Origin of the sequence: Pseudomonas sp. JV414 (assembly GCF_032424305.1) — a bacterium.
Lineage (GTDB): Bacteria > Pseudomonadota > Gammaproteobacteria > Pseudomonadales > Pseudomonadaceae > Aquipseudomonas > Aquipseudomonas lini.
In genome coordinates this window covers 15,328-42,124 of sequence record NZ_VYKC01000007.1, presented here as the reverse complement: position 1 = coordinate 42,124, position 26,797 = coordinate 15,328, and the positions used below count along the sequence as shown (strand labels likewise).

The 26,797-nt window shown below is 59.3% G+C and carries 23 protein-coding genes; 7 read left to right on the top strand and 16 right to left on the bottom strand.

The window, feature by feature from the left end; translation table 11 throughout:
• Positions 1–38 precede the first annotated feature (38 nt).
• Complete coding sequence (locus F6R97_RS09875; RefSeq protein ID WP_008070486.1) at positions 39–446, top strand: HPF/RaiA family ribosome-associated protein; 408 nt, start codon at positions 39–41, stop codon at positions 444–446.
• A gap of 217 nt (positions 447–663) precedes the next feature.
• Here F6R97_RS09875 and fecA read toward each other — a convergent pair whose 3' ends face one another.
• The 4 genes from fecA to F6R97_RS09855 all read right to left on the bottom strand — a co-directional run bounded on the left by fecA (position 664) and on the right by F6R97_RS09855 (position 5,584).
• Positions 664–2,997 carry a TonB-dependent Fe(3+) dicitrate receptor FecA gene (gene fecA / locus F6R97_RS09870; protein ID WP_315866457.1) on the bottom strand — a complete coding sequence of 778 codons (2,334 nt, stop codon included), beginning with the start codon at positions 2,995–2,997 and terminating at the stop codon, positions 664–666.
• Between the two features lie 91 nt (positions 2,998–3,088).
• Positions 3,089–4,027, bottom strand: coding sequence for a FecR family protein (locus tag F6R97_RS09865; RefSeq protein ID WP_315866456.1), 939 nt, complete (start codon positions 4,025–4,027; stop codon positions 3,089–3,091).
• Positions 4,024–4,512, bottom strand: coding sequence for a sigma-70 family RNA polymerase sigma factor (locus tag F6R97_RS09860; RefSeq protein WP_038979026.1), 489 nt, complete (start codon positions 4,510–4,512; stop codon positions 4,024–4,026). The genes F6R97_RS09865 and F6R97_RS09860 overlap by 4 nt, the downstream gene beginning before the upstream one ends.
• A gap of 187 nt (positions 4,513–4,699) precedes the next feature.
• The gene (locus tag F6R97_RS09855; protein ID WP_038979027.1) at positions 4,700–5,584 is read right to left on the bottom strand and encodes a helix-turn-helix transcriptional regulator; all 885 of its coding nucleotides are present in this window, start codon (positions 5,582–5,584) and stop codon (positions 4,700–4,702) included.
• A gap of 138 nt (positions 5,585–5,722) precedes the next feature.
• Here F6R97_RS09855 and F6R97_RS09850 point away from each other — a divergent pair, with 138 nt between their 5' ends.
• On the top strand, positions 5,723–6,625 hold the full coding sequence (locus F6R97_RS09850; RefSeq protein WP_315866455.1) for a DMT family transporter: 903 nt from the start codon (positions 5,723–5,725) through the stop codon (positions 6,623–6,625).
• 29 nt (positions 6,626–6,654) lie between these two features.
• Here the strand turns inward: F6R97_RS09850 and F6R97_RS09845 are convergent, their stop codons facing one another.
• From F6R97_RS09845 to F6R97_RS09830, 4 genes are all read right to left on the bottom strand, one after another.
• Positions 6,655–7,164, bottom strand: a complete 510-nt coding sequence (locus F6R97_RS09845; protein WP_038979029.1) for a DUF2165 family protein — start codon at positions 7,162–7,164, stop codon at positions 6,655–6,657.
• Between the two features lie 142 nt (positions 7,165–7,306).
• Positions 7,307–8,281: a D-glycerate dehydrogenase gene (locus F6R97_RS09840; protein ID WP_315866454.1), complete on the bottom strand. Its 975-nt coding sequence runs from the start codon at positions 8,279–8,281 to the stop codon at positions 7,307–7,309.
• Between the two features lie 195 nt (positions 8,282–8,476).
• Entirely contained in the window at positions 8,477–8,740 is a 264-nt protein-coding gene (locus F6R97_RS09835; protein ID WP_038979031.1) for a DUF6124 family protein, read from the bottom strand.
• Positions 8,741–9,074: 334 nt separating this feature from the next.
• Positions 9,075–10,043 carry a LysR family transcriptional regulator gene (locus tag F6R97_RS09830; RefSeq protein WP_050681489.1) on the bottom strand — a complete coding sequence of 323 codons (969 nt, stop codon included), beginning with the start codon at positions 10,041–10,043 and terminating at the stop codon, positions 9,075–9,077.
• A 284-nt stretch (positions 10,044–10,327) separates the two neighbouring features.
• On the opposite strand from F6R97_RS09830, the gene F6R97_RS09825 reads away from it, so the two are divergent.
• The 4 genes from F6R97_RS09825 (at position 10,328) to F6R97_RS09810 (ending at position 15,250) form a co-directional block, all read left to right on the top strand.
• Positions 10,328–11,827, top strand: coding sequence for an efflux transporter outer membrane subunit (locus tag F6R97_RS09825; protein WP_315866453.1), 1,500 nt, complete (start codon positions 10,328–10,330; stop codon positions 11,825–11,827).
• 154 nt (positions 11,828–11,981) lie between these two features.
• A complete protein-coding gene (locus F6R97_RS09820; RefSeq protein ID WP_315866452.1) occupies positions 11,982–14,186 on the top strand; it encodes an FUSC family protein in 2,205 nt (734 codons plus the stop codon).
• Positions 14,176–14,376 carry a DUF1656 domain-containing protein gene (locus F6R97_RS09815; protein WP_007896379.1) on the top strand — a complete coding sequence of 67 codons (201 nt, stop codon included), beginning with the start codon at positions 14,176–14,178 and terminating at the stop codon, positions 14,374–14,376. The genes F6R97_RS09820 and F6R97_RS09815 overlap by 11 nt, the downstream gene beginning before the upstream one ends.
• 10 nt (positions 14,377–14,386) lie before the next feature.
• The gene (locus F6R97_RS09810) at positions 14,387–15,250 is read left to right on the top strand and encodes an HlyD family secretion protein (protein WP_050681487.1); all 864 of its coding nucleotides are present in this window, start codon (positions 14,387–14,389) and stop codon (positions 15,248–15,250) included.
• A gap of 150 nt (positions 15,251–15,400) precedes the next feature.
• Here F6R97_RS09810 and F6R97_RS09805 read toward each other — a convergent pair whose 3' ends face one another.
• The 3 genes from F6R97_RS09805 to F6R97_RS09795 form a co-directional block, all read right to left on the bottom strand.
• The gene (locus F6R97_RS09805) at positions 15,401–15,799 is read right to left on the bottom strand and encodes a DUF4440 domain-containing protein (RefSeq protein WP_315866451.1); all 399 of its coding nucleotides are present in this window, start codon (positions 15,797–15,799) and stop codon (positions 15,401–15,403) included.
• Positions 15,800–15,918: 119 nt separating this feature from the next.
• Positions 15,919–16,743 (bottom strand): SDR family oxidoreductase, encoded by an 825-nt coding sequence (locus tag F6R97_RS09800; protein WP_038979037.1) that lies wholly within the window; start codon positions 16,741–16,743, stop codon positions 15,919–15,921.
• A gap of 35 nt (positions 16,744–16,778) precedes the next feature.
• The gene (locus F6R97_RS09795; RefSeq protein ID WP_008070465.1) at positions 16,779–17,243 is read right to left on the bottom strand and encodes a hypothetical protein; all 465 of its coding nucleotides are present in this window, start codon (positions 17,241–17,243) and stop codon (positions 16,779–16,781) included.
• A gap of 180 nt (positions 17,244–17,423) precedes the next feature.
• Here F6R97_RS09795 and F6R97_RS09790 point away from each other — a divergent pair, with 180 nt between their 5' ends.
• Positions 17,424–20,264, top strand: coding sequence for an RHS repeat-associated core domain-containing protein (locus F6R97_RS09790; RefSeq protein ID WP_315866522.1), 2,841 nt, complete (start codon positions 17,424–17,426; stop codon positions 20,262–20,264).
• An 85-nt stretch (positions 20,265–20,349) separates the two neighbouring features.
• Here F6R97_RS09790 and F6R97_RS09785 read toward each other — a convergent pair whose 3' ends face one another.
• The 5 genes from F6R97_RS09785 to F6R97_RS09765 all read right to left on the bottom strand — a co-directional run bounded on the left by F6R97_RS09785 (position 20,350) and on the right by F6R97_RS09765 (position 26,786).
• Positions 20,350–21,801, bottom strand: a complete 1,452-nt coding sequence (locus F6R97_RS09785) for a mannose-1-phosphate guanylyltransferase/mannose-6-phosphate isomerase (RefSeq protein ID WP_038979038.1) — start codon at positions 21,799–21,801, stop codon at positions 20,350–20,352.
• 209 nt (positions 21,802–22,010) lie between these two features.
• Positions 22,011–22,676 carry an alginate O-acetyltransferase AlgF gene (locus tag F6R97_RS09780; RefSeq protein ID WP_038979039.1) on the bottom strand — a complete coding sequence of 222 codons (666 nt, stop codon included), beginning with the start codon at positions 22,674–22,676 and terminating at the stop codon, positions 22,011–22,013.
• Between the two features lie 14 nt (positions 22,677–22,690).
• On the bottom strand, positions 22,691–23,866 hold the full coding sequence (locus F6R97_RS09775; RefSeq protein ID WP_038979040.1) for an alginate O-acetyltransferase: 1,176 nt from the start codon (positions 23,864–23,866) through the stop codon (positions 22,691–22,693).
• 11 nt (positions 23,867–23,877) lie between these two features.
• The gene (locus tag F6R97_RS09770; RefSeq protein WP_038979041.1) at positions 23,878–25,443 is read right to left on the bottom strand and encodes an MBOAT family O-acyltransferase; all 1,566 of its coding nucleotides are present in this window, start codon (positions 25,441–25,443) and stop codon (positions 23,878–23,880) included.
• 212 nt (positions 25,444–25,655) lie between these two features.
• Entirely contained in the window at positions 25,656–26,786 is a 1,131-nt protein-coding gene (locus tag F6R97_RS09765) for a mannuronate-specific alginate lyase (RefSeq protein WP_038979042.1), read from the bottom strand.
• Between the last annotated feature and the right edge of the window lie 11 nt (positions 26,787–26,797).

Below are 26,797 nucleotides of genomic sequence, written 5' to 3'. Positions count from 1 at the left end.
CCGGCCTCTCGCGAGCTAGCTGAAATAAGGGATGAACTATGCAAATCCAAGTCAATAGCGATAACCATATTCAAAGCAGCATCCGACTGGAGGAGTGGGTACGTACTACCATTGAGAGCACGCTCGAACGTTATGAAGAGGACCTGACCCGCGTCGAGGTCCACCTGCGGGACGAGAACGGCGACAAGCCCGGTCCCCACGATATGCGCTGCCAGCTGGAAGCGCGGCCAAAAGGCCATCAACCGATTTCTGTCACTCATAAAGCCGCTAACCTGGAACTGGCGATCGACGGTGCGGCCGAAAAACTCGAACATGCGCTTGAACATCTGTTCGGCAAACTGCGGGGCAAACCACGTGCCGCTGTAGTGCCGTTCGAAAGGCCTACCGCCGATGCGCTGCTGGAAGACGAGTTTCTCGAGAACGAACAGGCTGCACAAAACGGCTGAGGCCTGATTCACTTTTTACCTTCCTACGTTCTCTCCACCTAAAAAACGGGCCTGCTTATGCAGGCCCGTTCTTGTTTCTGGATTTAATGATTTCTGACTGATCGTTCCCACGCTCTGCGTGGGAATGCCTCAATGGACGCTCCGCGTCCGATTCTGGGACGCAGAGCGTCCCGGGCTGCATTCCCACGCAGAGCGTGGGACCGATCAATGGGTGAGGTCAGAACGCTACCGACGTCTGCACATAAACCGTCCTTGGCTCCCCAACATACTTGCCCTTGTTGTTGTCATCGAACGAGCGGGTGAAGTACTGGTGGTTGAAAATGTTCTTCACCCCCACCGCCACATTCAGGTCCGACAACTTCGGCCCGAAGTCATACGCCGCGCGGCTGCTGAACAACATGTACCCCGGAATCTTGCCAGTGCTGCCATCGGCGCTTTCGGCCGAGGTGTTGGCGTTGTCAGCGAACTGATCACTCTGATAGCTGCTATCCAGGTTCAGTTTCCACGCGCCTTCGGTATAACCGACGCCGACCGTGCCTTTGTGCTTGGAGGAGAAAGGCACGCGATTGCCCTTGTTCGGCCCGTCTTCGCGGATGGTTGCGTCCACATAGGCGTAAGTCGCGTACACATCGAAACCGGCCAGCGCCGGGCTCAAGTCGTCGAGGGCGTAATTGATGCTGGTTTCGATGCCTTGATGACGTGTTTCGCCTCGGGCGATCACCGAGTCGTTGGTTTGATTACTTTCATACTGGTTGTCGAAGTTGATCAGGAACGCACCAATCTCTGCCCGCAACGCGCCGTTGTCGTAACGGGTACCCAGTTCCCAGGTGCGCGCCTTCTCCGGTTTGACTTCGCCGCTGGTCACCCGATTAGGCATCTGGCTGTACTGCACGCTGCCGAATGAGCCTTCGGTGTTGGCGTAGAGGTTCCAGCTGTCGGTCAGGTGATAGAGCACGTTCAACGCCGGCAGGGCGGTGTTGTAGTCGCCCTTGTATTTCACGTTGGTCAGGTTGTTGGTCTGCTGCGACTCGATCATTTCGTAGCGGATGCCCGGCGTAATCGTCCACTTGCCGATATCGATCCGGTCATCGACAAAGAACGCATTGGCCTCGGTGCCGCCCCGGGTATCGCGGTCGTTGCGGCTGTTGGTGGTCGGGAGTTCGTTGCTGGCGATTGGCGTGCGGTAACGCAGTTCGTGGCCGGCCTCGTTGATGTAGCGATAGCCGACGCCGACTTCATGGCTGGTCTGACCGAGATCGAAGCCTTGGGCGAAACGGGTTTCCAGGCCGCGTACCCAATACTCGCGTGGCGACAGCGAGAGGAAAGTGCCCTGATCCAGATAACCGCTGCGCAGGGTTTTGGTGAAGAAGGTATTGGCGGTGAACTCGCGGCGATCTTCCTGATAGCGATAGCCGAAGTTGAACATCGTGCGGCGGCCCCAGAACTGGTCTTTCGGGCGGGTCGACTGGTACGGGTCAGCATCGTAATCGGCGACGTTCAGGCCGCCGGGCATGTCGGCTTTGCCTTCGTAGTACTGGGCCATGGCGTTGAAACTGTTGGCATCATCGAGCTGGTATTTGCCCTTGAGGATCAGGTCGTCGATTTCGGTGTCGCTGTGTTCGCGCCAGTCACCACCGCGGGTTCCCGAGTACAGAATCGCGCCGCCCAGACCGTTATCGGCGGTTCCGCCGGCCAGTAAATTGCCGGTGGTTTTGAAACCGTCATGGCTGGACGAGGGACCCGTTTCGGTCTGGAAGCCGCCTTTGACCGTCGGCTCATCGGGAATGGCGCGGGTCACGAAGTTGACCACACCGCCGACGTTCTGCGGCCCGTAGCGCACCGCACCGCCGCCGCGCACCACGTCGACCGCGTCCATGTTGCCCATGCTGATCGGCGCAAACGACAACTGCGGCTGACCATAAGGTGCGAAGGGCACCGGAATGCCGTCCATCAATACCGTGGAGCGTGAAGCCAGCCGAGGGTTGAGCCCGCGAATGCCGAAGTTCAGTGCCATGTCATGGCTGCCGGTGCCGTTGTTGTCCGGCGCATTGACCCCCGGGATGCGGTTGAGCACGTCCCTGGCCTGAGTCGCGCCCTGGCGTTCGAATTCTTCGCGGCGGATTACATCGCGAGCGCCGGGGTGTTCGAAGACGTTGGTTTGAGCCGCATCGCCGAGCCAGTCGCCGACCACTTTAGAGGTGTCCAGCTCCAGCGCCGCATCACCCGCCGGTTGCAGGCTGAAGGCATTGTTGCCCTCGGCGCGGGCTTGCAAGCCGGTGCCTTCGAGCAACGCGTTCAAGCCCTGCGAAGGGGTGTAGTTGCCTTCCAGGCCGCGACTTTGCACACCGCTGGTGACTTGCGAGCCAAAGGAGATCAGCACGCCGGCTTCACGGCCAAACTGGTTGAGGGCGTTCTCCAGCGAGGACGGTGCTATGTGGTAGGGCTTGGCATCAGCGGCATGCACCAGAGGCAGAGCGCCGAAGCTCAGGCTGGCGCCCAGCAAGAGTTGGCGCAAAGTGCGAGCCAGTGGTGTGAGACGGGTGGGTTGCATGGAGGGCGATCCTGAGAAGGTTGAATCAAGGGGGCTTTCCTTCTCTGTCACGCCAGATCTGAAAAACGGCTCACCTTTTTTGATCTTGCTGTTAAACCTTCGCCTCGACGGTCACCCAATACCGGGTGAAACGCCTCACCTTCACCGGCAAACTGATTTCCAGCAGATCAAGAATCCGCTCGCTGTCGTCCAGTGGATAAGTCCCGGAGATCAGCAGATCGGCAACATTCGCCGCGCAATTGAGCTGCCCCCGGCGATAGCGACCGAGTTCATCGAGAAAATCTCCCAGGCGCATATGAGCGGCCACCAGCATGCCATCGGCCCAGGCGCCGCTGTTGGCGTCCAGCGGCAGGGGAGTGTCGATGCCGCGTGCGCCGAAGCTCAACTGCTGGGCGGTTTGCAGCATCCGTGGCGACCCGCCATCGGGCGTCAGTTCGGCGCTGCCCTCAAACACCGCCACGTGAGTGTGATCGGAAAACTGTCGCACGTTCAGCCGCCCACCTTGGGTTTTCAACAGGCCTTGTGTGGTCTGTACTTGAAACGCTTGGGCGGCGGTCAGGAGCATCTCGCCTTCGAGCAAGCGGATCAGCCGCTGCTGACCTTCGACTCGTACATCGACCGCACTGGCGGTATTGAGCTGCACTTGGCTGCCATCGCCGAGCGACACTTTGCGTCGCTGGCCGATCGGGCTGCGGTAGTCGGCCAGCAACGGCGTCAGCGGATTGTGCTCACGCATGCCCCAAGTGACCGCCGAACCCGCGCCGAGAATCAGCAACAGCTTCAACGCCTGACGACGGCCGGCGGATTTCGGTGCGTTGAGGGCGGCATGGGCCAGCGGTGAAGACACACCGCGCAAGCGTTGGTTGACCCGCTGAATATGTTCCCAGGCCCGTCGATGTTCGCCGTGAGCATCGAGCCATTGCTGCCAGGCAATTTCCTGGCGCGGGTTCAAAGGCCCTTGCTGGATTTCCATCCACCAATGCACGGCCTGTTCGGCAACTTGAGAGGAAAAATCCGCAGGGCTATTCATAGTGCGAAGTAGCAGCGCATCGCCGCTTTGTTCAGGTGCCGTTTGACAGTGGCAATGGAAATGCCCAATTCGATAGCGATCTGTGGATAAGTCAAACCATCGAGCTGAGCCAGTAAAAAGGCGCGTTTGACCAGGCGCGGCAAACCGTCGAGCAATTGGTCGAGTTCCATCAGCGTTTGCAGGATGATCGCCCGATCTTCCTCCGACGGCGCGACGATTTGCGGCGTCTGCGCCAGCGCATCGAGGTAGGCGCGCTCCAGATCCTGACGACGATAATGATTGAACAGCACGCGCTTGGCGATGGTGGTGAGGAACGCCCGTGGCTCGATGATCTGGGGCGTTTCCCGTGCCGTCAGCACTCGAATGAACGTGTCCTGGGCCAGATCCGCGGCGCTGTCAGGGCAGCCGAGCTTGCGCCGCAACCAACCGGTGAGCCAGTTGTGATGGGCGTGATAAAGGACTTCGACGGTAGTGGCTGACGACAACGGAACCGCTCCGGACGTATTTTGATACGTTAGAGAACAAGAATTGTTCGCATTGTAGGGGCGAGGCCTGGATCCGGCAATCGCTGGGAAAAAGATCGCAGCCTGCGGTAGCTCCTACAGGAGCACGCGACCGGCGTAGGAGCCGCCGAAGGCTCGGGCCGCGTTCGGACGATCTTTTGATCTTGCTTTACCGCAAAAACGCCTGCCGATATTCCCCAGGCGTTCCACCCAACGCCTGCCGAAACCGGTTGGTGAAATGGCTCGCACTGGCAAAACCACAGGCCAACGCAATATCCCCCAACGGCTGCGACGTTCCGCGCAACAACTCCCGCGCCCGGCTCAGTCGTCGAGCCAACACATACTGATGTGGCGGCAGGCCGAAGCTCACACGAAACATCCGCGCAAAGTGATATTCGGACAGCGCACACAACCCCGCCAATTGCCCGAGGCTGATCGCTTCGGCCATTTGATGGTCGATGAATTCCACCAACTGCCGTCGTTGATGCGCCGCCAATCCACCTTTGAGGCGCAAGCCCTCACGCACGCCGACCTGGCTGAGCAGGGCATGGCTGAGCATTTCGTGGGCCAGGCTGCTGGTGAGCAGACGTTCACCCGGTTCATCCCAGTTGAGGGCGATCAACTGTCGAAAGCGCCGGGCTTGCTGCGGGTCTTCAAGGAACGTGCGCTCGCGTAACTGCAATTCCCGCGGTTCGCGATCCAGCAGCGTGACGCAGCCAAGGGCAAATTGTTCGGGGCTAAAATACAGGTGGGCCAGGCGAATATCGCCATTGATCACCCAGCCTGACTGATGGTCGGCCGGCAGAATGCACAGCTTGTCCGGGCCGCCCTTGGTACCGGGCTGGTCGCGGCGAAAGGTGCCGGTGCCGCCGGCGATGTAGCACGACAGGGTGTGATGGCTCGGCGCTTCGTAGTCCTGGGCGTCGTGGTGGTTGTTCCACAAAGCTGCAGCCATGCCGTCACCGAGCTCGGCGCTGTGCTCCAGGCGAGCATTGGGCGAGCGGTTAAGCGCTTGAAAGACTTGTAGGGTCTCGAGTGACACTTGTGCGGCCATGATCGGTTCTCTCCAACGCTTTGCATCCTACTCCGTAGACGTTGACCTGCCAGCCCGCCGGCCGACAAAAGCGCAAGTTTATGCAAGTGCAAAAGGGTTTCGCGCCGGACACTGAAGGCCTATTCAGGAGTCGTCACCATGAACCTTTCGTTGTACCTACTGACCGTGCTGATCTGGGGCACCACCTGGATTGCCTTGAAATGGCAACTGGGCGTGGTAGCGATTCCGGTGTCGATCGTTTATCGCTTCGGCCTCGCAGCGCTGGTGCTGTTCGTGATGTTGCTGCTTAGCCGGCGCCTGCAAGTGATGAACCGTCGCGGGCATCTGATTTGCCTGGCGCAGGGGCTGTGTCTGTTCTGCATTAATTTCATGTGTTTCCTCACCGCCAGCCAGTGGATCCCCAGCGGTCTGGTCGCCGTGGTATTTTCCACCGCCACACTGTGGAACGCCTTCAATGCACGGGTGTTTTTCGGTCAGAAAATCGCTCGCAATGTATTGATGGGCGGTGCACTGGGTTTGCTCGGATTGGGCCTGCTGTTCTGGCCGGAGCTGGCCGGTCATACCGCCAGCCCCGAAACCTTGCTCGGTTTGGGTCTGGCGTTGCTCGGCACCTTGTGTTTCTCGGCGGGTAACATGCTGTCGAGTCTGCAACAGAAGGCCGGCCTGAAACCCCTGACCACCAATGCCTGGGGCATGGCTTACGGCGCGGCGATGTTGTCGGCGTGGTGCCTGGTCAAAGGCATTCCGTTCGACATGGAATGGAATGCCCGCTACATCGGGTCGTTGCTGTACCTGGTGATTCCGGGATCGGTGATCGGTTTCACCGCCTACCTGACCTTGGTCGGGCGCATGGGGCCGGAGCGGGCGGCGTATTGCACCGTACTCTTTCCGGTGGTGGCGCTGAACGTGTCGGCGTTTGTCGAAGGCTATCAATGGACGGCACCGGCACTGGTGGGGCTGGTGTTGGTGATGTTGGGGAATGCGCTGGTGTTCCGTAAACCCAAGGCGTCGATGGTGCAAGGAAACGGCAAATTGGCGTGAGGTTCCCTGTGGATCGAGTGCTGAACAGCTCAGCGCTCGATCCTGACGGCCACATAAATCAATAACGGTAATATAAAGTCGACAATGTGTCGGGCCCAGTCTTTTGCATTCCAGGTTTGTGATTCATCCATGTTGAACCATTCCACGCCAATGACTTGGAGGCCGACGTAATAGACAAACATGGCAACCAATAGTCCGATGATCGCAAACTTTTTTGCTTCGTGAAAATCTTCGGGAGAAGCATGGATGTTTCGATAAAGATGAAACGTGCCAAGTAGGCAGAAAGCCGTATAAATAACTTCCAGGGTAATGATGATCCAGTAGATCCGATGATGGAGCATGGGTGAGGTAATCGCCCGGTAACTCAGGTTTAAATTCTCTCGGGTGGTGTCCATGCTCAGGACGTGGCCGACATACTCATAATTGGTCGCATAGTCGGTAAAGTTGCTGAACATCACCAGCAAGCCAAAGAAGCTGATATAAGCCATCAATATGACTTTGCTGTACCTGATGAGTTGATCGGTTGTTGGCGGGTTCAAAATTTATGCTCTCCATGGCTAAGTCCCGTAAAGGGCGGGTAAGTAATGGAGAGTCTATCGTGTGTGTCTGCTTTACGACGGTGGACTGAATTGCAAAGTATGTAGTGAGCGGGCAGGCGTTTGAAACGTCTGCCCTTATTAGTCAGCCTTTCCACACTTGTGGGTTCACCAGGTCTTGCGGCCGCTCACCCAACAAAGCACTACGCAAGTTGGCCAATGCACGGTTGGCCATGGCTTCACGGGTTTCGTGCGTGGCCGAGCCAATGTGCGGCAAGGTCACGGCGTTTTTCAGTTGGAACAATGGCGATTCGGCCAGCGGTTCTTTCTCATAGACGTCCAGCCCTGCGCCGCGAATCCGGTTGTTTTGCAGCGCTTCGATCAACGCCTGTTCGTCCACTACGGGGCCGCGGGCGATATTCACCAGAATGGCGCTCGGTTTCATCAGCGCCAGTTCACGGTGGCTGATCAGGTGCCTGGTTTTTTCGCTGAGCGGCACCACCAGGCAGACGAAATCGGCTTCAGCCAGCAACTGGTCGAGGCTGCGGAACTGCGCACCGAGCTCCTGCTCCAGCTCGGTCTTGCGGCTGTTGCCGCTGTAGATAATCGGCATGTTGAAGCCCAGTCGACCGCGACGAGCGATGGCCGCGCCGATGTTGCCCATGCCGACAATCCCTAAGGTTTTGCCATGCACATCGCTGCCGAACAACGGCGCGCCGACGGTGGCTTGCCATTGGCCGGCCTTGGTCCATGCGTCTAGCTCGGCGACGCGGCGGGCGCTGCTCATGAGCAAGGCGAAGGCCAGGTCGGCGGTGCTTTCAGTGAGGACGTCGGGGGTGTTGGTGAGCATGATCCCGCGTTCGTTGAAGTAGGCGAGGTCGTAGTTGTCGTAGCCGACCGAGACGCTGGAGACCACTTCCAGTTTGCTGGCGTTTTCCAGTTGCGCGCGACCGAGTTTGCGGCCGACGCCGATCAGACCGTGGACGTGGGGCAGGGCTTCATTGAACTGGGCGTTGATGTCGCCGTTTTTCGGGTTCGGCACGATCACGTCGAAGTCTTGTTGCAGACGTTCGATCATCGGTGGGGTGATGCGGCTGAAGGCGAGGACGGTTTTTTTCATTGGAGGCGGCTCGTCGGGCTTGGAGAATGCCAAGCACGCTAACATTCTTCCCGGACATTTTGCGAGTCTCGGACCGCCGGGTGTACGCCATTCAAAACTGTAGGAGCTGAGCTTGCTCGCGAAAGCGGTGTGTCAGGTGACATAGATGTTGAATGTTAGAAAGTCTTCGCGGGCAAGCCTCGCTCCTACAAGGGATCAGCTGTGTGGCGCAGGCTTAGGTATGTCGACGTTATCCAGCACCCGGTTCACCGCCAGTTCGGCCAGCATGATGACCTGCTGGATGCCGAGCATGGTGTTGCGATGAGTGCCTTCGAGAAACCCGGCGAAGTCACTGGCCATGACGCTGGCCGAGGCGAGGGATTCGCTGGCGTAGGCCAACAGGTTTTCGGTATTGGCGTTGGGGGCGACGATGAACAGATGGCTGGGAGTGTGGGGCGGATTCGGTGTTGGCTTAAACATGAGGGCTATTCCTATGGAAGGTGTATTAGGGTCGCCACCTTCCGTTTTCCAGACGAAAAGGTGGCAACTGCGCGCGGACTGGAAAAACCGGACACCTTCCAAACCGGCAGACCCGAAGGTCTCCCGCGCACAGCTGCCATAACAAGGAACTGCGTGCACAAAAAAGCGCCGCAGTATGCCATGAGGCGTGTGTAAAGGATGTCAGGTTTTCCAGACCTGATCGCTGATGCGTCAGCGACCCCCAAAGCCTACCCATCTCCCGTCCCACACACCAACCGTCAAAACACGTGGGAAGCATCCCCGAACATTGGCGATTTGTAGGACCGTCTGTAGCTCAATTCGCCACCCCAACCCCGCCCAAACTCCCACTCAATTCATACGCCGCCAATTCAGCCTGATGCGCCGCCAATATCTCCGGCAACGACCCGCGCAAGTACTCGACCCACGTCTTGATCTTCGCATCCAGATACTGCCGCGACGGATAAATCGCATACAGATTCAATTCCTGTGAGCGGTAATTCGGCATCACCCGCACCAGCGTGCCGTTGCGCAGCCCTTCAATCGCCGCATACACCGGCAACACCCCAACTCCCATGCCGCTGGTGATTGCAGTCTTCATCGCATCAGCGGAGTTCACCAAAAACGGCGAGCTGTTGATGGTGACCATTTCCTGGCCTTCAGGGCCGTCGAAGGTCCATTTTTCCAGTGGGATGACCGGGCTCACCAGGCGCAGGCAGGCGTGGTTGAGCAGGTCGCTGGGCTTGTGCGCGCAGCCGTTGGCTTTCACATAGGCGGGCGATGCGCAAACGATGCTGTAGGTGATGCCTAAACGCTGGGAAACGAAGCCTGAGTCGGGCAGTTCGCTGGCGAGCACGATGGACACGTCGTAGCCCTCGTCGAGCAGATCTGGCACGCGGTTGGCCATGGTCAGGTCGAAGGTCACGTCCGGGTGGGTTTTGCGGTAGCGGGCGATGGCGTCGATCACGAAGTGCTGACCGATGCCGGTCATGGTGTGCACCTTGAGTTGCCCGGCCGGGCGCGCGTGGGCGTCGCTGGCTTCGGCTTCGGCTTCTTCGATGTAGGCCAGGATCTGCTCGCAACGCAATAGATAGCGCTTGCCGGCCTCGGTCAGGGCGATGCGGCGGGTGGTGCGGTTGAGCAGGCGGGTTTGCAGGTGGGCTTCCAGGTTGGAGACCGCGCGCGAGACGTTGGCCGTGGTGGTGTCGAGTTGCACGGCGGCGGCGGTGAAGCTGCCGGCCTCGGCCACGTAACTGAAGGCGCGCATGTTTTGCAAAGTGTCCATGGGGTGCTCTCGAATGCGATGGCAAATTGTGACACGAAGTTACAGGGGCGGTGCCCCTACAAAGGGATTATCTCTTCAACGGTAACAAAGATTCACAGGAATCCCAGCTTATCGCCATCCAGGCCCACCCCTAGAATTGCGCCCACCTCTGTAGGAGCTGTCGAGTGAAACGAGGCTGCGATCTTTTGATCTTTGCTTTTAAAGGGCAGTATCAAAAGATCGCAGCCTCGTTTCACTCGACAGCTCCTACAGGGGATCTCCCCCTATTTCAGGAATTTGCAGCAGTGCCGCGTCGCATCAACAGAGCGCTCAAGACGCTCAGTGTTTTGGCTTTAACCCTGGCAATCAGCGGCTGCATCGGCACCGCAGGTATTGCCCCACAGGGCAAGGCACTGGAGGCTGATTCACTGGCCACCGATGAAGCCATTCGGAGCGCCGCGCAAGACGCTCACTGGCCGACCGCCCAATGGTGGCAAGCCTACGGCGACCCGCAACTGAACCACTGGATCGATCTCGCCCTGCAAGGCAGCCCGAGCATGGCCATGGCCGCAGCGCGAGTGCGTCAGGCGCGGTCCATGGCCGGCATTGCCGAGTCCGCCGAGTCGCTGCAGATCAATGGCCAATCCACCCTCAAGCGACACAACTGGCCCACCGATCAGTTCTACGGTCCCGGCGAGTTGGCCAACACCACCACTTGGGACAACAACGCCGCGCTGGGCTTCAGCTATGCCCTCGACCTCTGGGGACGCGAAAGCAACGCCAGCGAACGCGCCGTGGACATGGCCCACATGAGCGCCGCCGAAGCACGGCAGGCCCAGCTCGAATTGCAGAGCAACATCGTCCGCGCCTACATCGAGCTCTCTTTGCATTACGCGCAACGGGACATCGTTGCGGCAACGTTGAAGCAGCAACAGCAAATCCTCGACCTGGCACAGAGACGTCTGGACGGCGGCATCGGCACCCATTTCGAAGTCAGCCAAGCCGAAACCCCATTGCCGGAAACCCATCGGCAAATCGATGCGCTGGACGAGGAAATTGCTCTAAGCCGCAACCAACTCGCCGCGCTGGCCGGTAAGGGGCCGGGGGAGGGCGCGCAGTTGCAACGGCCGACGCTGTCGTTGGGCGCGGCGCTGAAGTTACCGTCGTCTTTGCCGGCGCAACTGCTCGGCCAACGCCCGGACGTGGTCGCCAGTCGCTGGCAAGTGGCGGCGCAGGCTCGGGGTATCGATGTTGCCCACGCCGGCTTCTACCCCAACGTCGATCTGGTCGGCAGCCTCGGCTACATGGCCACCGGCGGTGGAGCGCTGGAGTTTTTGACCGGCAAGAAGCTCAACTACAGCGTCGGCCCGGCGATTTCGTTGCCGATCTTCGATGGCGGCCGCTTGCGCTCGGAGCTGGGTGAAGCCGCGGCCGGTTATGACATAGCCGTGGCCAGGTACAACCAGACGCTGGTCAACGCGCTGAAGAACATCTCCGACCAACTGATCCGCCGCGAGTCGATGGACAAGCAACAGGCCTTCGCCGCCGAGTCGGTGGCCACGGCGCAGAAGACCTACGACATCGCGATGATCGCGTATCAGCGCGGGCTGACCGATTACCTCAACGTGCTCAATGCGCAGACCTTGTTGTTCAAGCAGCAACAAGTGCAGCAGCAGGTTCAGGCTGCACGCTTGAGTGCTCATGCGCAATTGGTGACTGCTTTGGGCGGAGGCCTCGGCGCTGGCAATGACGTGCCGAATGCCGAGAAAACCCAACCCCCGAACACCCCGGTTCTTTTGCGTTGAACACTAACCCTGTGGGAGCGGGCTTGCCCGCGATGGCGTCATCACATCCGACATTGATGGCGCCTGACACACCACCATCGCGGGCAAGTCGGATCGCCGCACCGCCGCTCCCACAGGTTCTGCGTCTTAACCGAATCTCAATGAGCAAAATTCCATGACTCCCTTGCCCGCACCTTTGCGCTGGCTGTATTCCCTTGAATGGCGCCGGGGCTTCTTCGACTGGGCACGCAGCGATGGCGTGACCTGGGTGTACATTTTCAAGGTGCTGTTCGCGGCGTTCCTGACCCTGTGGCTGGCCATGCGTCTGGAGTTGCCGCAACCACGCACCGCGATGATCACCGTATTCATCGTCATGCAACCGCAAAGCGGCCAAGTGTTCGCCAAGAGTTTCTATCGCTTCCTCGGCACGTTGGCCGGGTCGGCGGTGATGGTCGCGTTGATTGCCTTGTTTGCGCAGAACACCGAACTGTTCCTCGGCTCGCTGGCGATCTGGGTCGGCCTCTGCTCGGCCGGCGCGGCGCGTTATCGCAACTTCCGCGCCTACGGGTTTGTGCTCGCCGGTTATACGGCGGCGATGGTCGGGCTGCCTGCATTGGCTCATCCCGACGGGGCGTTCATGGCGGCAGTCTGGCGTGTGCTGGAAATTTCCTTGGGGATTCTCTGCTCGACACTGGTGAGCGCCGCGATCCTGCCGCAAACCGCCAGCGCCGCGATGCGCAATGCCTTGTATCAGCGCTTCGGTGTGTTTGCCCTGTTCGTCACCGATGACTTGCGCGGTCGCAGCCGACGCGAGGCGTTCGAAGCGAACAACGTGCGGTTTATCGCCGAGGCGGTAGGCCTGGAAGGGCTGCGCAGCGTCACGGTGTTCGAAGACCCGCACATGCGTCGGCGCAACGGGCGGCTCAGTCGTTTGAACAGCGAATTCATGGGCATCACCACGCGCTTCAATGCGCTGCATCAGTTGCTTGAACGCCTACGCAGCAGCGGCACCGATCACGTTGTCGCAGCGATCAAACCGGGGTTACAGGACTTGGCCGAAGTGCTCGACGGTTTCAGCGGTCGCGCTTTGACCAGCCCCGACGCTGCACGCCTGGCCACCGCTTTGGCGACCTATAAGGAAAACTTGCCGGCGCGGGTCCGCAGTCTGCGGGCGACCTTTCAGGAGAGTGATCCGAGCGACGCCGAGCAGCTGGATTTTCACACCGCCTACGAGCTGCTTTATCGCTTCGTCGACGACCTGCACAGTTATGCACAGACCCACGCATCCCTGGCCGATCACAGCCACGAACGGGAACGTTGGGACGAGCCCTTCACTCTGCAAACCAACTGGCTGGCCTCGGCGGCATCGGGCATTCGCGCAGCATTCATCCTCGTGGTGCTCGGCAGTTATTGGGTGGCCACCGCGTGGCCGAGCGGGGCGACCATGACCCTGATCGCTGCTGCCACCGTCGGCCTTTCAGCGGCAACACCGAACCCCAAGCGCATGGCATTTCAGATGGCCTGCGGGACGTTGCTCGGGGCGCTGATCGGCTTCGTCGAGATGTTCTTCATCTTCCCCTGGATCGACGGTTTTCCATTGCTGTGCGTGATGCTCGCGCCGGTGATCGTGGTCGGGGCGTTCCTGACTTCACGGCCGCAATACGCCGGGGTTGGCCTGGGATTGCTGATCTTCTTCACCACCGGTTCGGTGCCGGACAACCTCACGGTTTACAACCCTTACGCCTTCATCAACGACTACATCGCGATGATCATGGGCATGCTGGTGTGCGCGGCGGCCGGGGCGATCATTCTGCCGCCCAACAGTCGCTGGTTATGGCGAAGGTTGGAGCAGGATTTGCGCGGACAAGTGGTGTACGCCATCAGCGGAAAACTCAAGGGTTTGGCATCGAGTTTCGAAAGCCGCACACGTGATCTTTTGCATCAGGCCTACGGCCTCGCAGCGGGACAGCCGCAGGTGCAACGGGACTTGCTGCGCTGGATGTTCGTGGTGCTGGAAGTCGGCCACGCGATCATCGAGTTGCGCAAGGAACAGGCAATTCTGCCGGTGCACCCGGCCTACGCCGAATCCCAGCCGTGGCGCCAGTCAATCCGGGTGATGGGGCGGTCGCTGGTGCGACTGTTTCTGCAACCGAACCGGAGCAATCTGGAGCGTGCTCTGGTCGCGGTCGACCACGCAATCAGTTGCGTGCAGGCCACCGACGAACCCTTCGCGCCGCACTTCGATACCTCTGCCTTGCGCCGGGTGAAAAGCTACCTGCACTTCATCCGCACCTCGCTGCTCGATCCGCAATCGCCGCTCGCGGACTACATAAATGTCATCGCCACTGCCAAGCCCCAAGGACTTGAACATGCCTCGTGAAATCGCCTTCCACGGCGTGTACATGCCGACCATGACCCTGATGTTTTTCATTGCGGCGGCGCTGGCCTGGGCGCTGGACCGGTTCCTCTCCGGGTTTGATTTGTACCGCTTTTTCTGGCACCCGGCGCTGCTGCGCCTGAGTCTATTTACCTGTCTGTTCGGCGCCTTGGCGCTGACTGTTTACCGTTGAGAACACCGTGATGAAAAAGCTTTTCAGCCTGCTCGCGACCCTGCTGGTGTTGGCCCTTGCCCTGTGGATCGGCCGGACCTTGTGGGTGCAGTACATGAACACCCCCTGGACCCGCGACGGCCGGGTGCGCGCCGACATCATCAACGTTGCCGCCGACGTTACCGGTGAAGTGGTGGACGTGCCGGTGCGCGACAACCAGCGAGTGAAGAAGGGCGATTTGCTGATGCGCATCGACCCCGAGCATTACCGCATCGCGGTGAAACAGGCGCAGTCGCTGGTGGCCTCGCGCAAAGCCACATGGGAGATGCGCAAGGTCAACGCCCATCGCCGCGCCGACCTCGACAACCTGGTGATCTCGAGGGAAAACCGCGACGACGCCAGCAACATCGCCGACTCGGCTCTGGCCGATTACCAGCACGCCCAGGCGCAATTGGAAGCTGCCGAACTCAACCTCAAGCGCACCGAAGTACGCGCTGCGGTGGACGGCTATGTCACTAACCTCAACGTTCATCGTGGCGACTACGCGCGCATCGGCGAAGCGAAAATGGCCGTGGTCGATATGAACTCATTCTGGGTTTATGGCTTCTTCGAAGAAACCAAATTGCCCCACGTGCGCGTGGGCGATAAAGCCGACATGCAATTGATGAGCGGCGAAGTACTCAAGGGCCATGTGGAAAGCATTTCTCGCGGCATCTATGACCGCGACAACCCGCAAAGCCGCGAGCTGATCGCCGACGTGAACCCGACCTTCAACTGGGTGCGCCTGGCGCAGCGGGTGCCGGTGCGGATACACATTGATGAAGTGCCAGAGGGCGTGCTGTTGGCGGCGGGGATTACTTGTACCGTTGTGGTGAAACAGGCTGTCGAGGGGTAACTGACAGACCGAGTCGTCTGCTTCGCGAGCAAGCCCGCTCCCACACTTGATCTACTTTGTGCACATATTCTGTGTTCACTGAAGATCAAATGTGGGAGCGGGCTTGCTCGCGAATGGAGCGACTCGGTCTCTCAGGCAGATGGCGACAGTTCATTCCTTGCAAAACGTCTCATGCAAATGCCGCCAAACCACCTTGCCATCTGCCTGCTTCTCAAACACCACCGAGGATCGCCGATCAGAATGCAGCCCCGTCGCATCGGTCTGCTGCTCGCGGTAACTCACCACTGCACCACCGTCATACAGCGCGACCCCTCGCAACTCGCTGAGCTCAATCCTGAACCCGAGTTTCTTCCCGCCCGCCAGAAGAAACAATTCATTCAACGCCTCGAAGTCCAGCACCCGGCCCAATGGCGAGATCATGGAAAACTGCGGCGAAAAACGCGTCAGCAATTGCTCAAGCTCGGACGCGTCTCGCTCCTCGGCCAACCATTGTTCGATGGCTATGTGGGCCTGGATTACTTCGTCAAAGTATTCGGTGTAGTCGCTCATGTTTAATTCCTGAAATTCTTAAGCGTCTGGTCAGACGTCTTCGCGGGCAAGCCCGCTCCCACAGAGAGCACCGCGCAACCTGTGGGAGCGGGCTTGCCCGCGATGGCGTCAACCCGGTCTCAAAGTTGCCCGCGCAACCCGAACCGCTTCATCAACCCCGACTCCAACAGCCCCTTGGGCAACAACCCCGCCATCAACGGCAACGCTCGGCTGCCATTACCCAAACGCACCAGACGCGGCGGTTTATTCTGCTGCACGGCCTTCAACAAACCGGCGGCAAATTCACTGGCCGGCGTCGGCTTGTCCTGAGACGCCTTGGCCCGTGCACGAATACCCTCACGCAGCGGCCACCATGGCGACTGCTCGGTGATCAGTTGCTCAGCCTCATGGCCGGCATTTTTCGCAAAGCTGGAGGCGATGGCACCCGGCTGAACTTCCATCACCCGCACGCCGAACGGCGCCAATTCCATACGCAACGCATCACTCAAGGCATGCACCGCGGCTTTCGAGGCGCAGTAGGCGCCCGCAAACGGCGTGACCAGAACTCCGGACACGCTGCCGATGTTCACCACCAGGCCCTTGGCGCGGCGCAGCACCGGGAACATCGCGCGAGTCACGCCGACGATGGCAAATACGTTGGTTTCGAATTGCCGCTGCATGGCCGGCACACCGCCATCGAGCAGCGGTCCCATGGCGCCATAACCGGCATTGTTGATCAGCACATCAAGACCGCCGCACTGCTGATTGATCCGCTCACTCAATTGCTCCAGTGCCGGACCATCGTTCACGTCCAATTGCACGGCGGTGAAACCGGCAGCGGTTAGAGCGGCTACATCTTCAGCCTTGCGGGCGCTGGCCCAGACTTCGTATCCGGCCCCTTTGAAGGCGTCGGCGAGGGCGCGGCCAATGCCGCTGGAGCAACCGGTAATCAACGCAACGGGCATGGCGCGGTCCTTGTGCAAAAAGAAGAAAGGGAGGATCAGTCGGAGAAACTACCCTGCAAACGCTCGGCGCGAAACTCCAGGGTTTGCGGGCGATAACCGGGGCGCAGGGGCGGCATTGGCAAGCAGTCTTCCCAATTGCCGCCGGCCTGCAGTTCGCCGGGGCCGCGATAGCGCGGTGCGGCGTATTGATTGTCAGCCAGATTGACCGTATCGCCCGGTGCATAAGCGGCGATGCGCCAGCGCAGTTCGGTCAACGGCACGTCATTGCCGTTGTTCATCGTCAGCTTCAAGGGGCGATCCGCCGGGCAGTGTTCGGGCGCGTAGGTGATGCGCAGCTCAAGGCGCGCCAGTTGCTTGACCTCGCGGGTGTCCAGCCAGAACACCCACACCGCCACCAGGCCCAATCCGACAGCGGCGGCCATGGAAACCGGCACGGCCTTGGACGGGTAGCGCAGCAGCAGGATCAGCCAGGTGATGACCAGCAGGACGCCGATGAACATGTGTGAATGCTCCTTGAACTCATAAACACCATCCTACCGAAGGGGCGCCGGAATGGACATTCGTGGAGTAAGATCGATGGCCGTTGGTCGGTACTGTCATTTCTGATAGTAGCCAGGCATGTCCACGAACGGTTAGATGTCGATTGGCAAACAGGACATACAGGCATGCAGGTCTTGACGATGGGAATGCACCACAAAACACCAAAATTGTCCGTCGTCGACCCGCGTGGCTTGTTGATCCGTTCGGTGGACTATTGGCGCGCCGTCGTAAACCTGCCCAGCGAAGCACGCATCAATCGCACAGCCCATGATGCTGCGGGCCATTCGATAAAACAGTGGGATCCGCGGCTTTGGGCATTGCAGGATGAAGATCCTCTGGCACCCGCCAATTCAACGACCGTGCATTCGCTGTCTGGCAATGCGCTTTGTACCATTAGCGTCGATGCTGGATTGCAACTGAGCCTGCCCGGTCTGGGTGACGAGATTTTGCTGGCGTGGGACAGCCGAGGTACACGACGCGAAGTTGAATATGACGACCTGCTCCGTCCCGTGGCAGTGTTCGAGCAGGGAGCAACCGAGCCGCGAAGGTTTGTTGAACGCATGGCCTATGGCGGTCCCGACCATAGTGACCAGAATCGATGCGGGCAGTTGATCCGTCATGATGATCCCGCCGGGACGGTGCTGTTCGAGGCATTTTCGATCACCGGCCAATGCGTGAAGCAAGTTCGTCACTTTACCCAAAACCCTGTTACGCCTGACTGGCCGGAGTTGGAAGCCGATCGTCAAAAGCTGCTTGAGCCGGGGGAGGGGGCTGTTTCAAAGTGGAATTTCGGTCCGTTGGGCGATGTTCTGCAACAGATCGACGCCAAGGAAAACCGCCAGGCCTTCAGCTTGACCCTTGACGGTTCCTTGCGTGAGGCGCGCTTGCAACTTCAGGGGCTGACTTGGCAGACACTGGTCAGGGATGTCCAGTACAACGCCCAAGGGCAAGTTGCATACGAAACTGCCGGCAATGCTGTGCAAACCGCTCTGGTTTACCGAGCTGAAGACGGATTATTGATGGAGCGGCGGACGCAGGATGCGAGTGCGCGATGGTTGCAGCATCTGATCTACGAATATGACCGAATGGGCAACGTCCTCAGCATCGAAGACAAGGCACTGCCGGTGCGTTACTTTGCCAATCAGCGTATCGAGCCGCTCAGTCGTTTTCGCTACGACAGCCTCTACCAGTTGATCGAGGCCTTTGGCTGGGAGGCGGGCAGTGCCAATCAGGGCCCAGCATCGATGGGACGGGTCGATCCGGCGGCGGTCAGCAATTACCGGCAGACCTACCGCTATGACGAAGGCGGCAATCTGTTGAAGCTGACCCATGTTGGCGCACAAGGCCCGGGGCATGAACTGAAGGCCGCTCGCTACAGCAATCGCTGTCGGCCCTGGTGCAACGGGGTGCCACCCACCGAAGAAGAAATCGCTGCCGCGTTCGATGCCAGGGGCAATTTACTGGAGCTGGATCAGGGCCGGTTTCTGACGTGGGATTTACGTAACCAATTGCACTCGGTCAGCCCAGTGGAACGCGCTTCCGGGTTCAATGATTGGGAGTGCTATGTCTACGATGGCGGTGGCCAGCGAGTGCGTAAAATCCGCTCACTCAATACCAATGCCCGCACCGTGGTGGCTGAAGTACGTTACTTGCCGGGGCTGGAGCTTCGTACCGACAGTTGCACCGGGGAAGTACTGCAAGTCATCACCGCTCAGGCGGGCCTCAACAACGTTCGGGTATGGCACTGGGAGACGGATCCACCGTCCGGCGTGCCCAAAAAACAATACTGTTACAACCTCGTTGATCACCTGAAGTCTTGCACCCTGGAACTCGCCGATGACGCGCGAATCATCAGTCAGGAAACCTACTATCCCTTCGGCGAGACCGCGTGGTTTGCCGGAACGGACGTCGTGGAAGCGAGTTACAAAACCATTCGTTATTCGGGCAAGGAGCGGGACGCGACAGGGCTTTATTACTATGGTCTGCGTTATTACGTGCCGTGGTTGCAACGTTGGCTCAACCCAGATCCCAAGGGGTTCGTTGATGGACCGAACCTGTATCAGATGGTCAGTAACTCGCCCATGACTCATGTCGATAGCGACGGCGGGGGAAGGACCAAGGCTTCACAGCTGAGTGAGAGCCTGGATAAGCAGCAAGCTTTGGCCTCATCGGTTGGAAGCGTCGTTTCTGACCTCAAGAATTCAATACTCAATCACGTCTATGCGCAGCATCGGTTCAAGGCGTTGGGCAGACGGGTCCTAACCCAACTTGCCAGCAGTGCCGTCAGTGCGGCCGGTACGTCGGCGGGTGCTGCGGCAGGCGGTGCCTTGGGTGGGTTGGTAGGTCCGGGAGGCGCAACGCTGGGGGCCAAGGTCGGGGCGAAAGTCGGCTCCAAGGCGGCAGATGCTTTGATTTCCAAGATGGTGGACACCTATCAACTGGAGCGTCCGATCAACTTCAAGGGTAACGAAATGAACCCTAAGGCATTCATTGAGAGCGTTGAACCCAGAAAGAAATTCAGTCTTGCAGCGGTAAAGTTTGAGCTGGTGGCGGTTGACCCGCGGACAAGTGAAGGGCGAAAGCAATTGAGGAAAAAAATCACCACCGCAGTTGTTGATAAGGTGGTCGAAAAGGTCGGCAGTAAGCTGGGGTCGGAAGCGCCAGGTTTGATCAAGACAGGTCGGGAGTTTTACCAGGCATCGCAAGGGCTGAACGCGACATCGCTTAGTGAGGCTTACGACGAGACGCCAGTGATGATCGATGTACTGGAGTTCAGGATGCAGACCATCAAAATTGAATTCGCAAGTTCCGGTAGCGCTGATCCGGAAACCTTCGAGAAAGTCGCTGAAGTTTCGACGCAGACGCAAGCGGTGGTTGAGACCTTGAACCGACAGCAGGATTTCATTGAGCTTGTCGCGCCCAAGCCTTACGCCGGAAGACGACAATCACTTAATGAGACGTCCAAGTCAGCTCGCGGCTGACGCAAGAGAAAAAGCCCCCACCCAACCCACTGCGGATAGGGACGCAGCGGGCTGGGCGAGGGCTTTTTATTTTTTACCGGTCAAATCACTGCGCGATGGTTTTCACCGACACGCCGCGTTCGATCGGGGTAGAGCGACCGTAGATATCTTCAAACCGCTCGATATCGTCTTCACCCAGGTAGCTGCCCGATTGCACTTCGATGATCTCGAGTGGAATCTTGCCCGGGTTGCGCAGACGGTGAACCGAGGCGATCGGGATGTAGGTCGACTGGTTTTCAGTCAGCAGGAACACGTTTTCGTCGCAGGTCACTTCAGCAGTGCCGCTGACCACGATCCAGTGTTCGGCGCGGTGGTGGTGCATTTGCAGCGACAGGCACGCGCCCGGCTTGACCGAGATGCGCTTGACCTGGAAGCGGCCGCCCATGTCGACCGAGTCGTAGGAGCCCCACGGACGATAGACTTCGCAGTGGTTCTGGGTTTCGCTGCGGCCCTGTTCATTGAGGGTGTTGACCATCTGCTTCACGCCTTGGACCTTGTCCTTGTGGACAATCATCATGGCGTCCTTGGTTTCGACGACCACGATGTTTTCCAGGCCGATCACCGACACCAGTTTGCCGTTGCCGTGGATCATGCAGTTTTTGCTGTCCTGGATGACCACGTCGCCTTTGGTGACGTTACCGTTGGCGTCTTTTTCATTGACTTCCCACAGCGACGACCAGCAACCGACATCGCTCCAGCCGGCGGTCAGCGGCACTACGCAGGCGCGCTGGGTTTTTTCCATCACCGAGTAATCGATGGAATTGTCCGGGCAGCAGGCGAAGGTGGCGGGGTCGATGTCGACGGTGTCGGTATCCTGTGCGCTACGTTCCAGCGTCAGTACGCAGGTGTCGTAGATGTCCGGATCGTGTTTCTTCAGTTCTTCGAGGAAACGGCTGGCGCGGAACAGGAACATGCCGCTGTTCCAGAAGTAACCACCGGACTGGACGAATTCGGTGGCGCGTTTCACGTCAGGTTTTTCGACGAAGTGCGAGACACGGCTGACGCCTTCCGGCAGCAGCGCATCGTTGGTGGATTTGATGTAGCCGTAACCGGTTTCCGGTTTGGTCGCCGGCACGCCGAACAGCACCATCTCGCCACGCTCGGCTGCCACAGTGGCCAGGGCCAGGGCGCGTTGCAGGGCTTTCTGGTCTTCCAGCACGTGGTCGGCCGGCAGCACCAGCATCAACTCGTCGCGACCTTCATTGACCAGCATCATCGCGGTCAGGGCCACGGCCGGCGCAGTGTTGCGGCCGAAGGGTTCCATCAGGATGCGCTGGGTGTCCAGGTTGCGGGCACTCAGTTGCTCGTTGACGATGAAGCGGTGTTCCTTGTTGCAGACCACGATCGGAGTGTCCATGCCTTCGAACACCAGGCGTTCCAGGGTTTGCTGGAACAGCGTGTGTTCGCCGGTCAGGGCGAGGAATTGCTTGGGGAATTGCTTACGCGAAAGCGGCCAAAGACGTGAGCCGCTACCACCTGACAAGATCACCGGAATCATGTTGTTACTCCTTTAAAATCGATTTGGTTAGAGCTACTGCGTTCTGTCGTTTCACTCTTGTTCTTGTTCCGTGTCCGAATTGACACCTCGGTCCCTTGTGGGAGCTGGCTTGCCTGCGATGGCATCACTTCGGTGTATCTGTTTCACCGAGTCGTCTGCATCGCGGGCAAGCCCGCTCCCACAGGGGGAGCGTCAATTCAGAGAATTAATCAACGCGTCGAAACCGGGCGCTTGACCCACACTGGCGACAGGCTGCTGCCACTGCCGGTGACGTACAGCACCGCGGCTTCACCACGTTCCAGGGCAACCGGTTTCACGTCACCGACTTTGGTGGCGCCGTCGTACAGGGCCAGGCTGACTTTCACCGGGTTGATTTCACGCTCGCCACGGCCCTTGGCCGCTACGGACGGAACCACTTCGGTCTTGCCGTCGGCGGTTTTCAGGGTCAGGGCCTTGTCGCTCAGGTTCTGTACGCGAACCAGGGATTTCTGCTTGTTCTTGAACGGCGGCTCTTCGATCAGTTGTGGCGCGCCGCTGGCGTTGTTGACCAGGGTGTAATAGTGGTCGCCGGCCAACTTCACCGGCAGGGTCTGGCTGCCGACCTTGGCGCTGTAATCGCCGCCCGGCATGAAGCTGAAGTCGGTGCTGGACAGCGGCGCGACTTCGCTCAGGTTGGTGGTGCCAACGGTGGCGCTGACTTCAGCGTTACCAGCGTTGAAGACCCGCACGAAACTGGAGCCTTTGGGTGCGGTCGGGCCGTAGAGCGCGCCGTCACCGGCGAAGGCGGACATCGACAACACGCTCATGCCAGCAACGAGAGCGACTGCTTTTAAGGAGCGAGCGGCGAGACGGCGAGGAGTAGTAGTGAAAGTCATGGTGTACCTCTCTTTCAGTTTTGCGCCCGGTCGGGCGTCTCGGATTTAGTGTTTGCAGCTACGTTTTGTTGGCGTGCGCCGGCTTGTTTAAGCTCTGCGACCCACTGCGGGTCGGCGTCACCGATTTCGTTGTTCACAGGCAGATATCGCTCAGGAAACTCCCAGATCAGCACTTGTGGCGGGCTGTTCTTGAAAGCATCGCTTTTCAGGTAAGTGAGCATCGGCAGAATCGGGCCATGGCCGTCTTCGGCGTAATTGACCACGTCGCTGCGCAGTGCTTCTTTCAGCGCACCGACGAAGTTCCAGTTCGGGTTGGCGCTGTAGCTGGTGCCGATCAGGGCCACCGGCACTTCAGTGTTGGCGAACAGGGCGTCATCACCGGCAGGCTGATCCTGGGCCGCCACGGTGTTGCGCTTCTGCAAAGGCTCTTGCGCCGGCATCAGGTTTTCGAACAATGGGTCCAGCGGCAGGAACAACCGCAGGTCGCCCTTGTGCGTCACCTTCTCCGCAGGTTCGGTGACGAAGTTTTGCGGTTCGCCGCTGAGCGGAGCCTTCTCGGCAATGGTTTTGGCCAGGGTCTGGGCAGCGATTTGCGCGCCTTCCGGAGTCCAGTGGGTGTCGGTGCGCAGGAACACTTGCTGACCGTCTTGCTTGCCCTTTTGCAGCGGGCCGAGCAGGTCAGGGGCGAGGATCTTGTTGGCCGCCACACGAGCGTGGAAATCCTTGTACAGATTGGCGTGGATACTCGCCGGCTTCACTTCACCCAGATGTTCCGGGTACAGACGCGTCTTGGCCGGGACAATCGCCATCACCAGTTGCACGCCTTGCTTTTTCAAGGTCTGGCGCACGCCTTCGACCAGCGCGTAGTTGCCTTGCAGGTTCAACTCTTCGTTGACGATCGGGTGGAACTCTTCATCGCTGTAGAGCCACTGATCGCGACCGAGCACTACGCCCGGACGACCTTCGTTGAACAGTTTGAAATCCAGCGCGGCCCAAAGGTTGGTGCCCAGGCGCTTGATCGGGAACTCTTCGTCGTAGTGCGTTTCGACGGCTTTGCTCCAGCGACCGTTGAGCACGGTCGCATCGGCATTGGTACTGAAGCCGAAGAAGCTGCGTACCGACCACACGCCCAGGACCAGCAAGGTCACCAGGAACAGGGCGATGTAGAAGATGCGTAATGAGCGGGTCATAGTCAGATCCCTCAGAACTGGAAGTAAAGGAACGGCGAGAAGCTTTGCGCCGAGAGTTTGAGAATCGAGGCGATGAACAGCAGCAGTACCAAGGCGCGCATCACGTAACGGGACCAGTCAGCGGTCCAGTAGGCCGGTTGCACAGTCGCTTCAACGCCGACGGTGTAACCCGGTTCGTGGATGCTGCCCGGGTTGTCGCCCGGTACGGCTTTGATCATTCCAGGCGTGGCAGCGGCAGGACCATCGGTCTCGGTGTTCGCCGCAGGCTTGGTCTTGACCGGCGGCTGGTTGGTGTAGAAATCACGCAGGCCGAAGAACGCCAGGGTTGCGTAAGCCACCACCAGGGTCGCCACTTGCAGACCGGTGAGGTTGGCCTGGTTGAGTTCCGACAGCGACCATTCGCCGAAGCTGAACATCGCGCCGTACATGCGACCGGCGACGTGCAGGTTTTCTGCGCGGAAGATCACCCAGCCCATCACTACCAGCAGGAACGTCAGGGCCCAACGGACCGGGTTGAAGCTGCGTGGCGAAGTGTTCAGGCCGATGGCTTTTTCGATCGCCAGCCACATGCCGTGCCAGGCACCCCAGATGATGTAGGTGATGTTCGCGCCGTGCCACAGACCACCGAGCAGCATGGTCAGGAACAGGTTGCGATAGGTCATCAGCGTGCCTTTACGGTTACCGCCGAGGGTGATGTACAGATAGTCACGCAACCAGGTCGACAGGCTGATGTGCCAGCGACGCCAGAACTCGGTGATCGACTGGCTGATGTACGGCTGTTTGAAGTTTTCCATGAAGCGGAAACCCATCATCAAGCCCAGACCAATCGCCATGTCGCTGTAGCCGGAGAAGTCGAAGTACAGCTGCGCGGTGTAGGCCAGGGCGCCAAGCCAGGCATCGCCCGTGGTCGGGTTCTGCAAGGCGAAGCAATGGTCGGCCACCACCGCCAGGGTGTCGGCGATGAAGACCTTCTTGATGAAGCCCTGCATGAACCGCGTGGCACCTTCGGAGAACTTGTCGAGGGTGTGGGTGCGGTTGTTGAACTGATCGGCCAGGTCGCGGAAACGCAACACGGGGCCCGCGATCAAATGCGGGAAGATCGCCACGAATGCGGCAAAGTCGATCAGGTTGCGGGTCGCCGGGGTATCACCACGGTAGACGTCGATGATGTAGCTGATGGACTCGAAGATGTAGAACGAGATCCCGATCGGCAACAGCACGTGAGTCAGGATGAACGGCGACAGACCGACCGAGGTCATCATCGCGTTGATGCTGTCCACGCCGAAGTTGGCGTACTTGAAGTAGCCGAGGATGCACAGATCCACCCCGACGCCCAGGAGCAACCAGCGCTGGGCCGGTTTGGTCCGAACGCCTGCCGCACCGACTTTCAGGCCGATCCAGTAGTTCCACAGCGTGACGGCTGCGAACAGCGCAAGGAAGTCCACACGCCACCAGGCGTAGAACACGTAGCTGGCAATCAGCAGCAGCAAGTTGCGATAGCGTATTCCGCTCAAGTAGTACATGCCGAGAAAGATCGGCAAGAACAGAAACAGGAACACGTTGGATGAAAATACCATCCCGATCTCTCCATGTTTAACCAACAGTCAAGGGCCAACGGCCCCCCCAAACCCCCCACCGAAAACCGGAGGGCTAACTCACAAAACTCAAACTCGACACCGACCCTATGGGAGCGGGCTTGCCCGCGATAGCGGTGGGTCAGTCGACATCAATGCTGAATGTCAGATTGCAATCGCGGGCAAGCCCGCTCCCACAGGGTTTTGTATTGTTCCTAGGAACCTTTGCCCTTTTCGCTGGCCGGGTCGTAGACCTTGGTCAAATCCCCGCCGAGACGGAAGGTCTTGAACGGCTGCATTTTGTGTTTCTGCGCCAGCACATCCGGCGTGCAGGTGTAGAGCGAGCAGAACGGTTCAAGCCAGGCGAATTTCGAATCGACCTTGAGGTCGGTCATGTCCTGCTCTTTACCGTTCTTCTCCTCGAATTCATCCGGGTCTTCTACGCCTGCAAGCACGCGATCACCCAGGCGTTTCAAAGCACCGTTGTTTTCCTGACGCAGATCCACACCGTTGACCTGAGCGAAACTGGCGATCATCGCCAGTGGCGGCAGGGCATAGTTGTGATAGGCGAGGGCGCGTTGCTGGCGCTTGAGTTCGTTGGGCAGGAAGCCTTGGGCGTCGACCTGATTGACGCCGACCTTGTATTCCTTGACGGCCCAATCGAACAGGTCGCGGCGGTTGGTGGCGACCGACGTGGCCATCACCGACCAGGCTGCCCAGTACGAGTGGTTGTTGGTTTGCTCGAGCGGCAGGTTGTCCCAATCGCTGACCACCTGATCAGCCATTTTGCTGAACCAGGCTTCAATCACTCGCGCTTCTTCCTGGTGGGTAGCCAGTGGATGCGAGTCAGAGAACTTCAGGCGGACATAGGACGAAGCCATGCTGCCCAATGCCCATTTGCGCATGGACTTACCGGTGTGGTTGAAGTCCTTGGACATCAACGCGTCGGCCTTGGCCCAGGCAGTCAACCAGCTGAGGGTGCATTCCAGTTGTTCCGGACGACCGTCACGCATGAACTTCATCACCTGCTTGCTGGTGCTGCGCTCGATCTTGGTGATGTCGGCGGTGGTGTCGCGGAAGGCTTTTTCCGATGCCTCGTTCAGAGTCGAACGGGCCTTGTCGGAGCCTTCGTATTTGCTGCGAAATTGCAGGGCACCGGTGTAGGGCGTCGGCATCGCTTCGCAGCCTTCACTCTTGTCGCCGGTTTTGACTTTTTCAATCGGCGCGAAGTAACCCTGCGGCGGGCGAAGTGGCGCGGCGGCCTGGGTGGCGCCGGCGAACATCGCCAGCGTCAGCAGGGAGGGCGCGAGTAACTTTTTCAGCGTTCGGGTTTGCATGCAGTTCATAAGAGGTAGCC

Bases quoted from the DNA above. Each gene is read 5' to 3' on its own strand.
- F6R97_RS09775 (WP_038979040.1), bottom strand. From the start codon at position 23,866: ATGACCCGCTCATTACGCATCTTCTACATCGCCCTGTTCCTGGTGACC.
- F6R97_RS09820 (WP_315866452.1), top strand. From the start codon at position 11,982: ATGACTCCCTTGCCCGCACCTTTGCGCTGGCTGTATTCCCTTGAATGG.
- F6R97_RS09805 (WP_315866451.1), bottom strand. From the start codon at position 15,799: ATGAGCGACTACACCGAATACTTTGACGAAGTAATCCAGGCCCACATA.
- F6R97_RS09855 (WP_038979027.1), bottom strand. From the start codon at position 5,584: ATGGCCGCACAAGTGTCACTCGAGACCCTACAAGTCTTTCAAGCGCTT.
- F6R97_RS09790 (WP_315866522.1), top strand. From the start codon at position 17,424: ATGGGAATGCACCACAAAACACCAAAATTGTCCGTCGTCGACCCGCGT.
- F6R97_RS09840 (WP_315866454.1), bottom strand. From the start codon at position 8,281: ATGAAAAAAACCGTCCTCGCCTTCAGCCGCATCACCCCACCGATGATC.
- F6R97_RS09800 (WP_038979037.1), bottom strand. From the start codon at position 16,743: ATGCCCGTTGCGTTGATTACCGGTTGCTCCAGCGGCATTGGCCGCGCC.
- F6R97_RS09765 (WP_038979042.1), bottom strand. From the start codon at position 26,786: ATGAACTGCATGCAAACCCGAACGCTGAAAAAGTTACTCGCGCCCTCC.
- F6R97_RS09850 (WP_315866455.1), top strand. From the start codon at position 5,723: ATGAACCTTTCGTTGTACCTACTGACCGTGCTGATCTGGGGCACCACC.
- F6R97_RS09815 (WP_007896379.1), top strand. From the start codon at position 14,176: ATGCCTCGTGAAATCGCCTTCCACGGCGTGTACATGCCGACCATGACC.
- F6R97_RS09875 (WP_008070486.1), top strand. From the start codon at position 39: ATGCAAATCCAAGTCAATAGCGATAACCATATTCAAAGCAGCATCCGA.
- F6R97_RS09810 (WP_050681487.1), top strand. From the start codon at position 14,387: ATGAAAAAGCTTTTCAGCCTGCTCGCGACCCTGCTGGTGTTGGCCCTT.
- F6R97_RS09770 (WP_038979041.1), bottom strand. From the start codon at position 25,443: ATGGTATTTTCATCCAACGTGTTCCTGTTTCTGTTCTTGCCGATCTTT.
- F6R97_RS09830 (WP_050681489.1), bottom strand. From the start codon at position 10,043: ATGGACACTTTGCAAAACATGCGCGCCTTCAGTTACGTGGCCGAGGCC.
- F6R97_RS09865 (WP_315866456.1), bottom strand. From the start codon at position 4,027: ATGAATAGCCCTGCGGATTTTTCCTCTCAAGTTGCCGAACAGGCCGTG.
- F6R97_RS09785 (WP_038979038.1), bottom strand. From the start codon at position 21,801: ATGATTCCGGTGATCTTGTCAGGTGGTAGCGGCTCACGTCTTTGGCCG.
- F6R97_RS09780 (WP_038979039.1), bottom strand. From the start codon at position 22,676: ATGACTTTCACTACTACTCCTCGCCGTCTCGCCGCTCGCTCCTTAAAA.
- fecA (WP_315866457.1), bottom strand. From the start codon at position 2,997: ATGCAACCCACCCGTCTCACACCACTGGCTCGCACTTTGCGCCAACTC.
- F6R97_RS09835 (WP_038979031.1), bottom strand. From the start codon at position 8,740: ATGTTTAAGCCAACACCGAATCCGCCCCACACTCCCAGCCATCTGTTC.
- F6R97_RS09795 (WP_008070465.1), bottom strand. From the start codon at position 17,243: ATGTTCATCGGCGTCCTGCTGGTCATCACCTGGCTGATCCTGCTGCTG.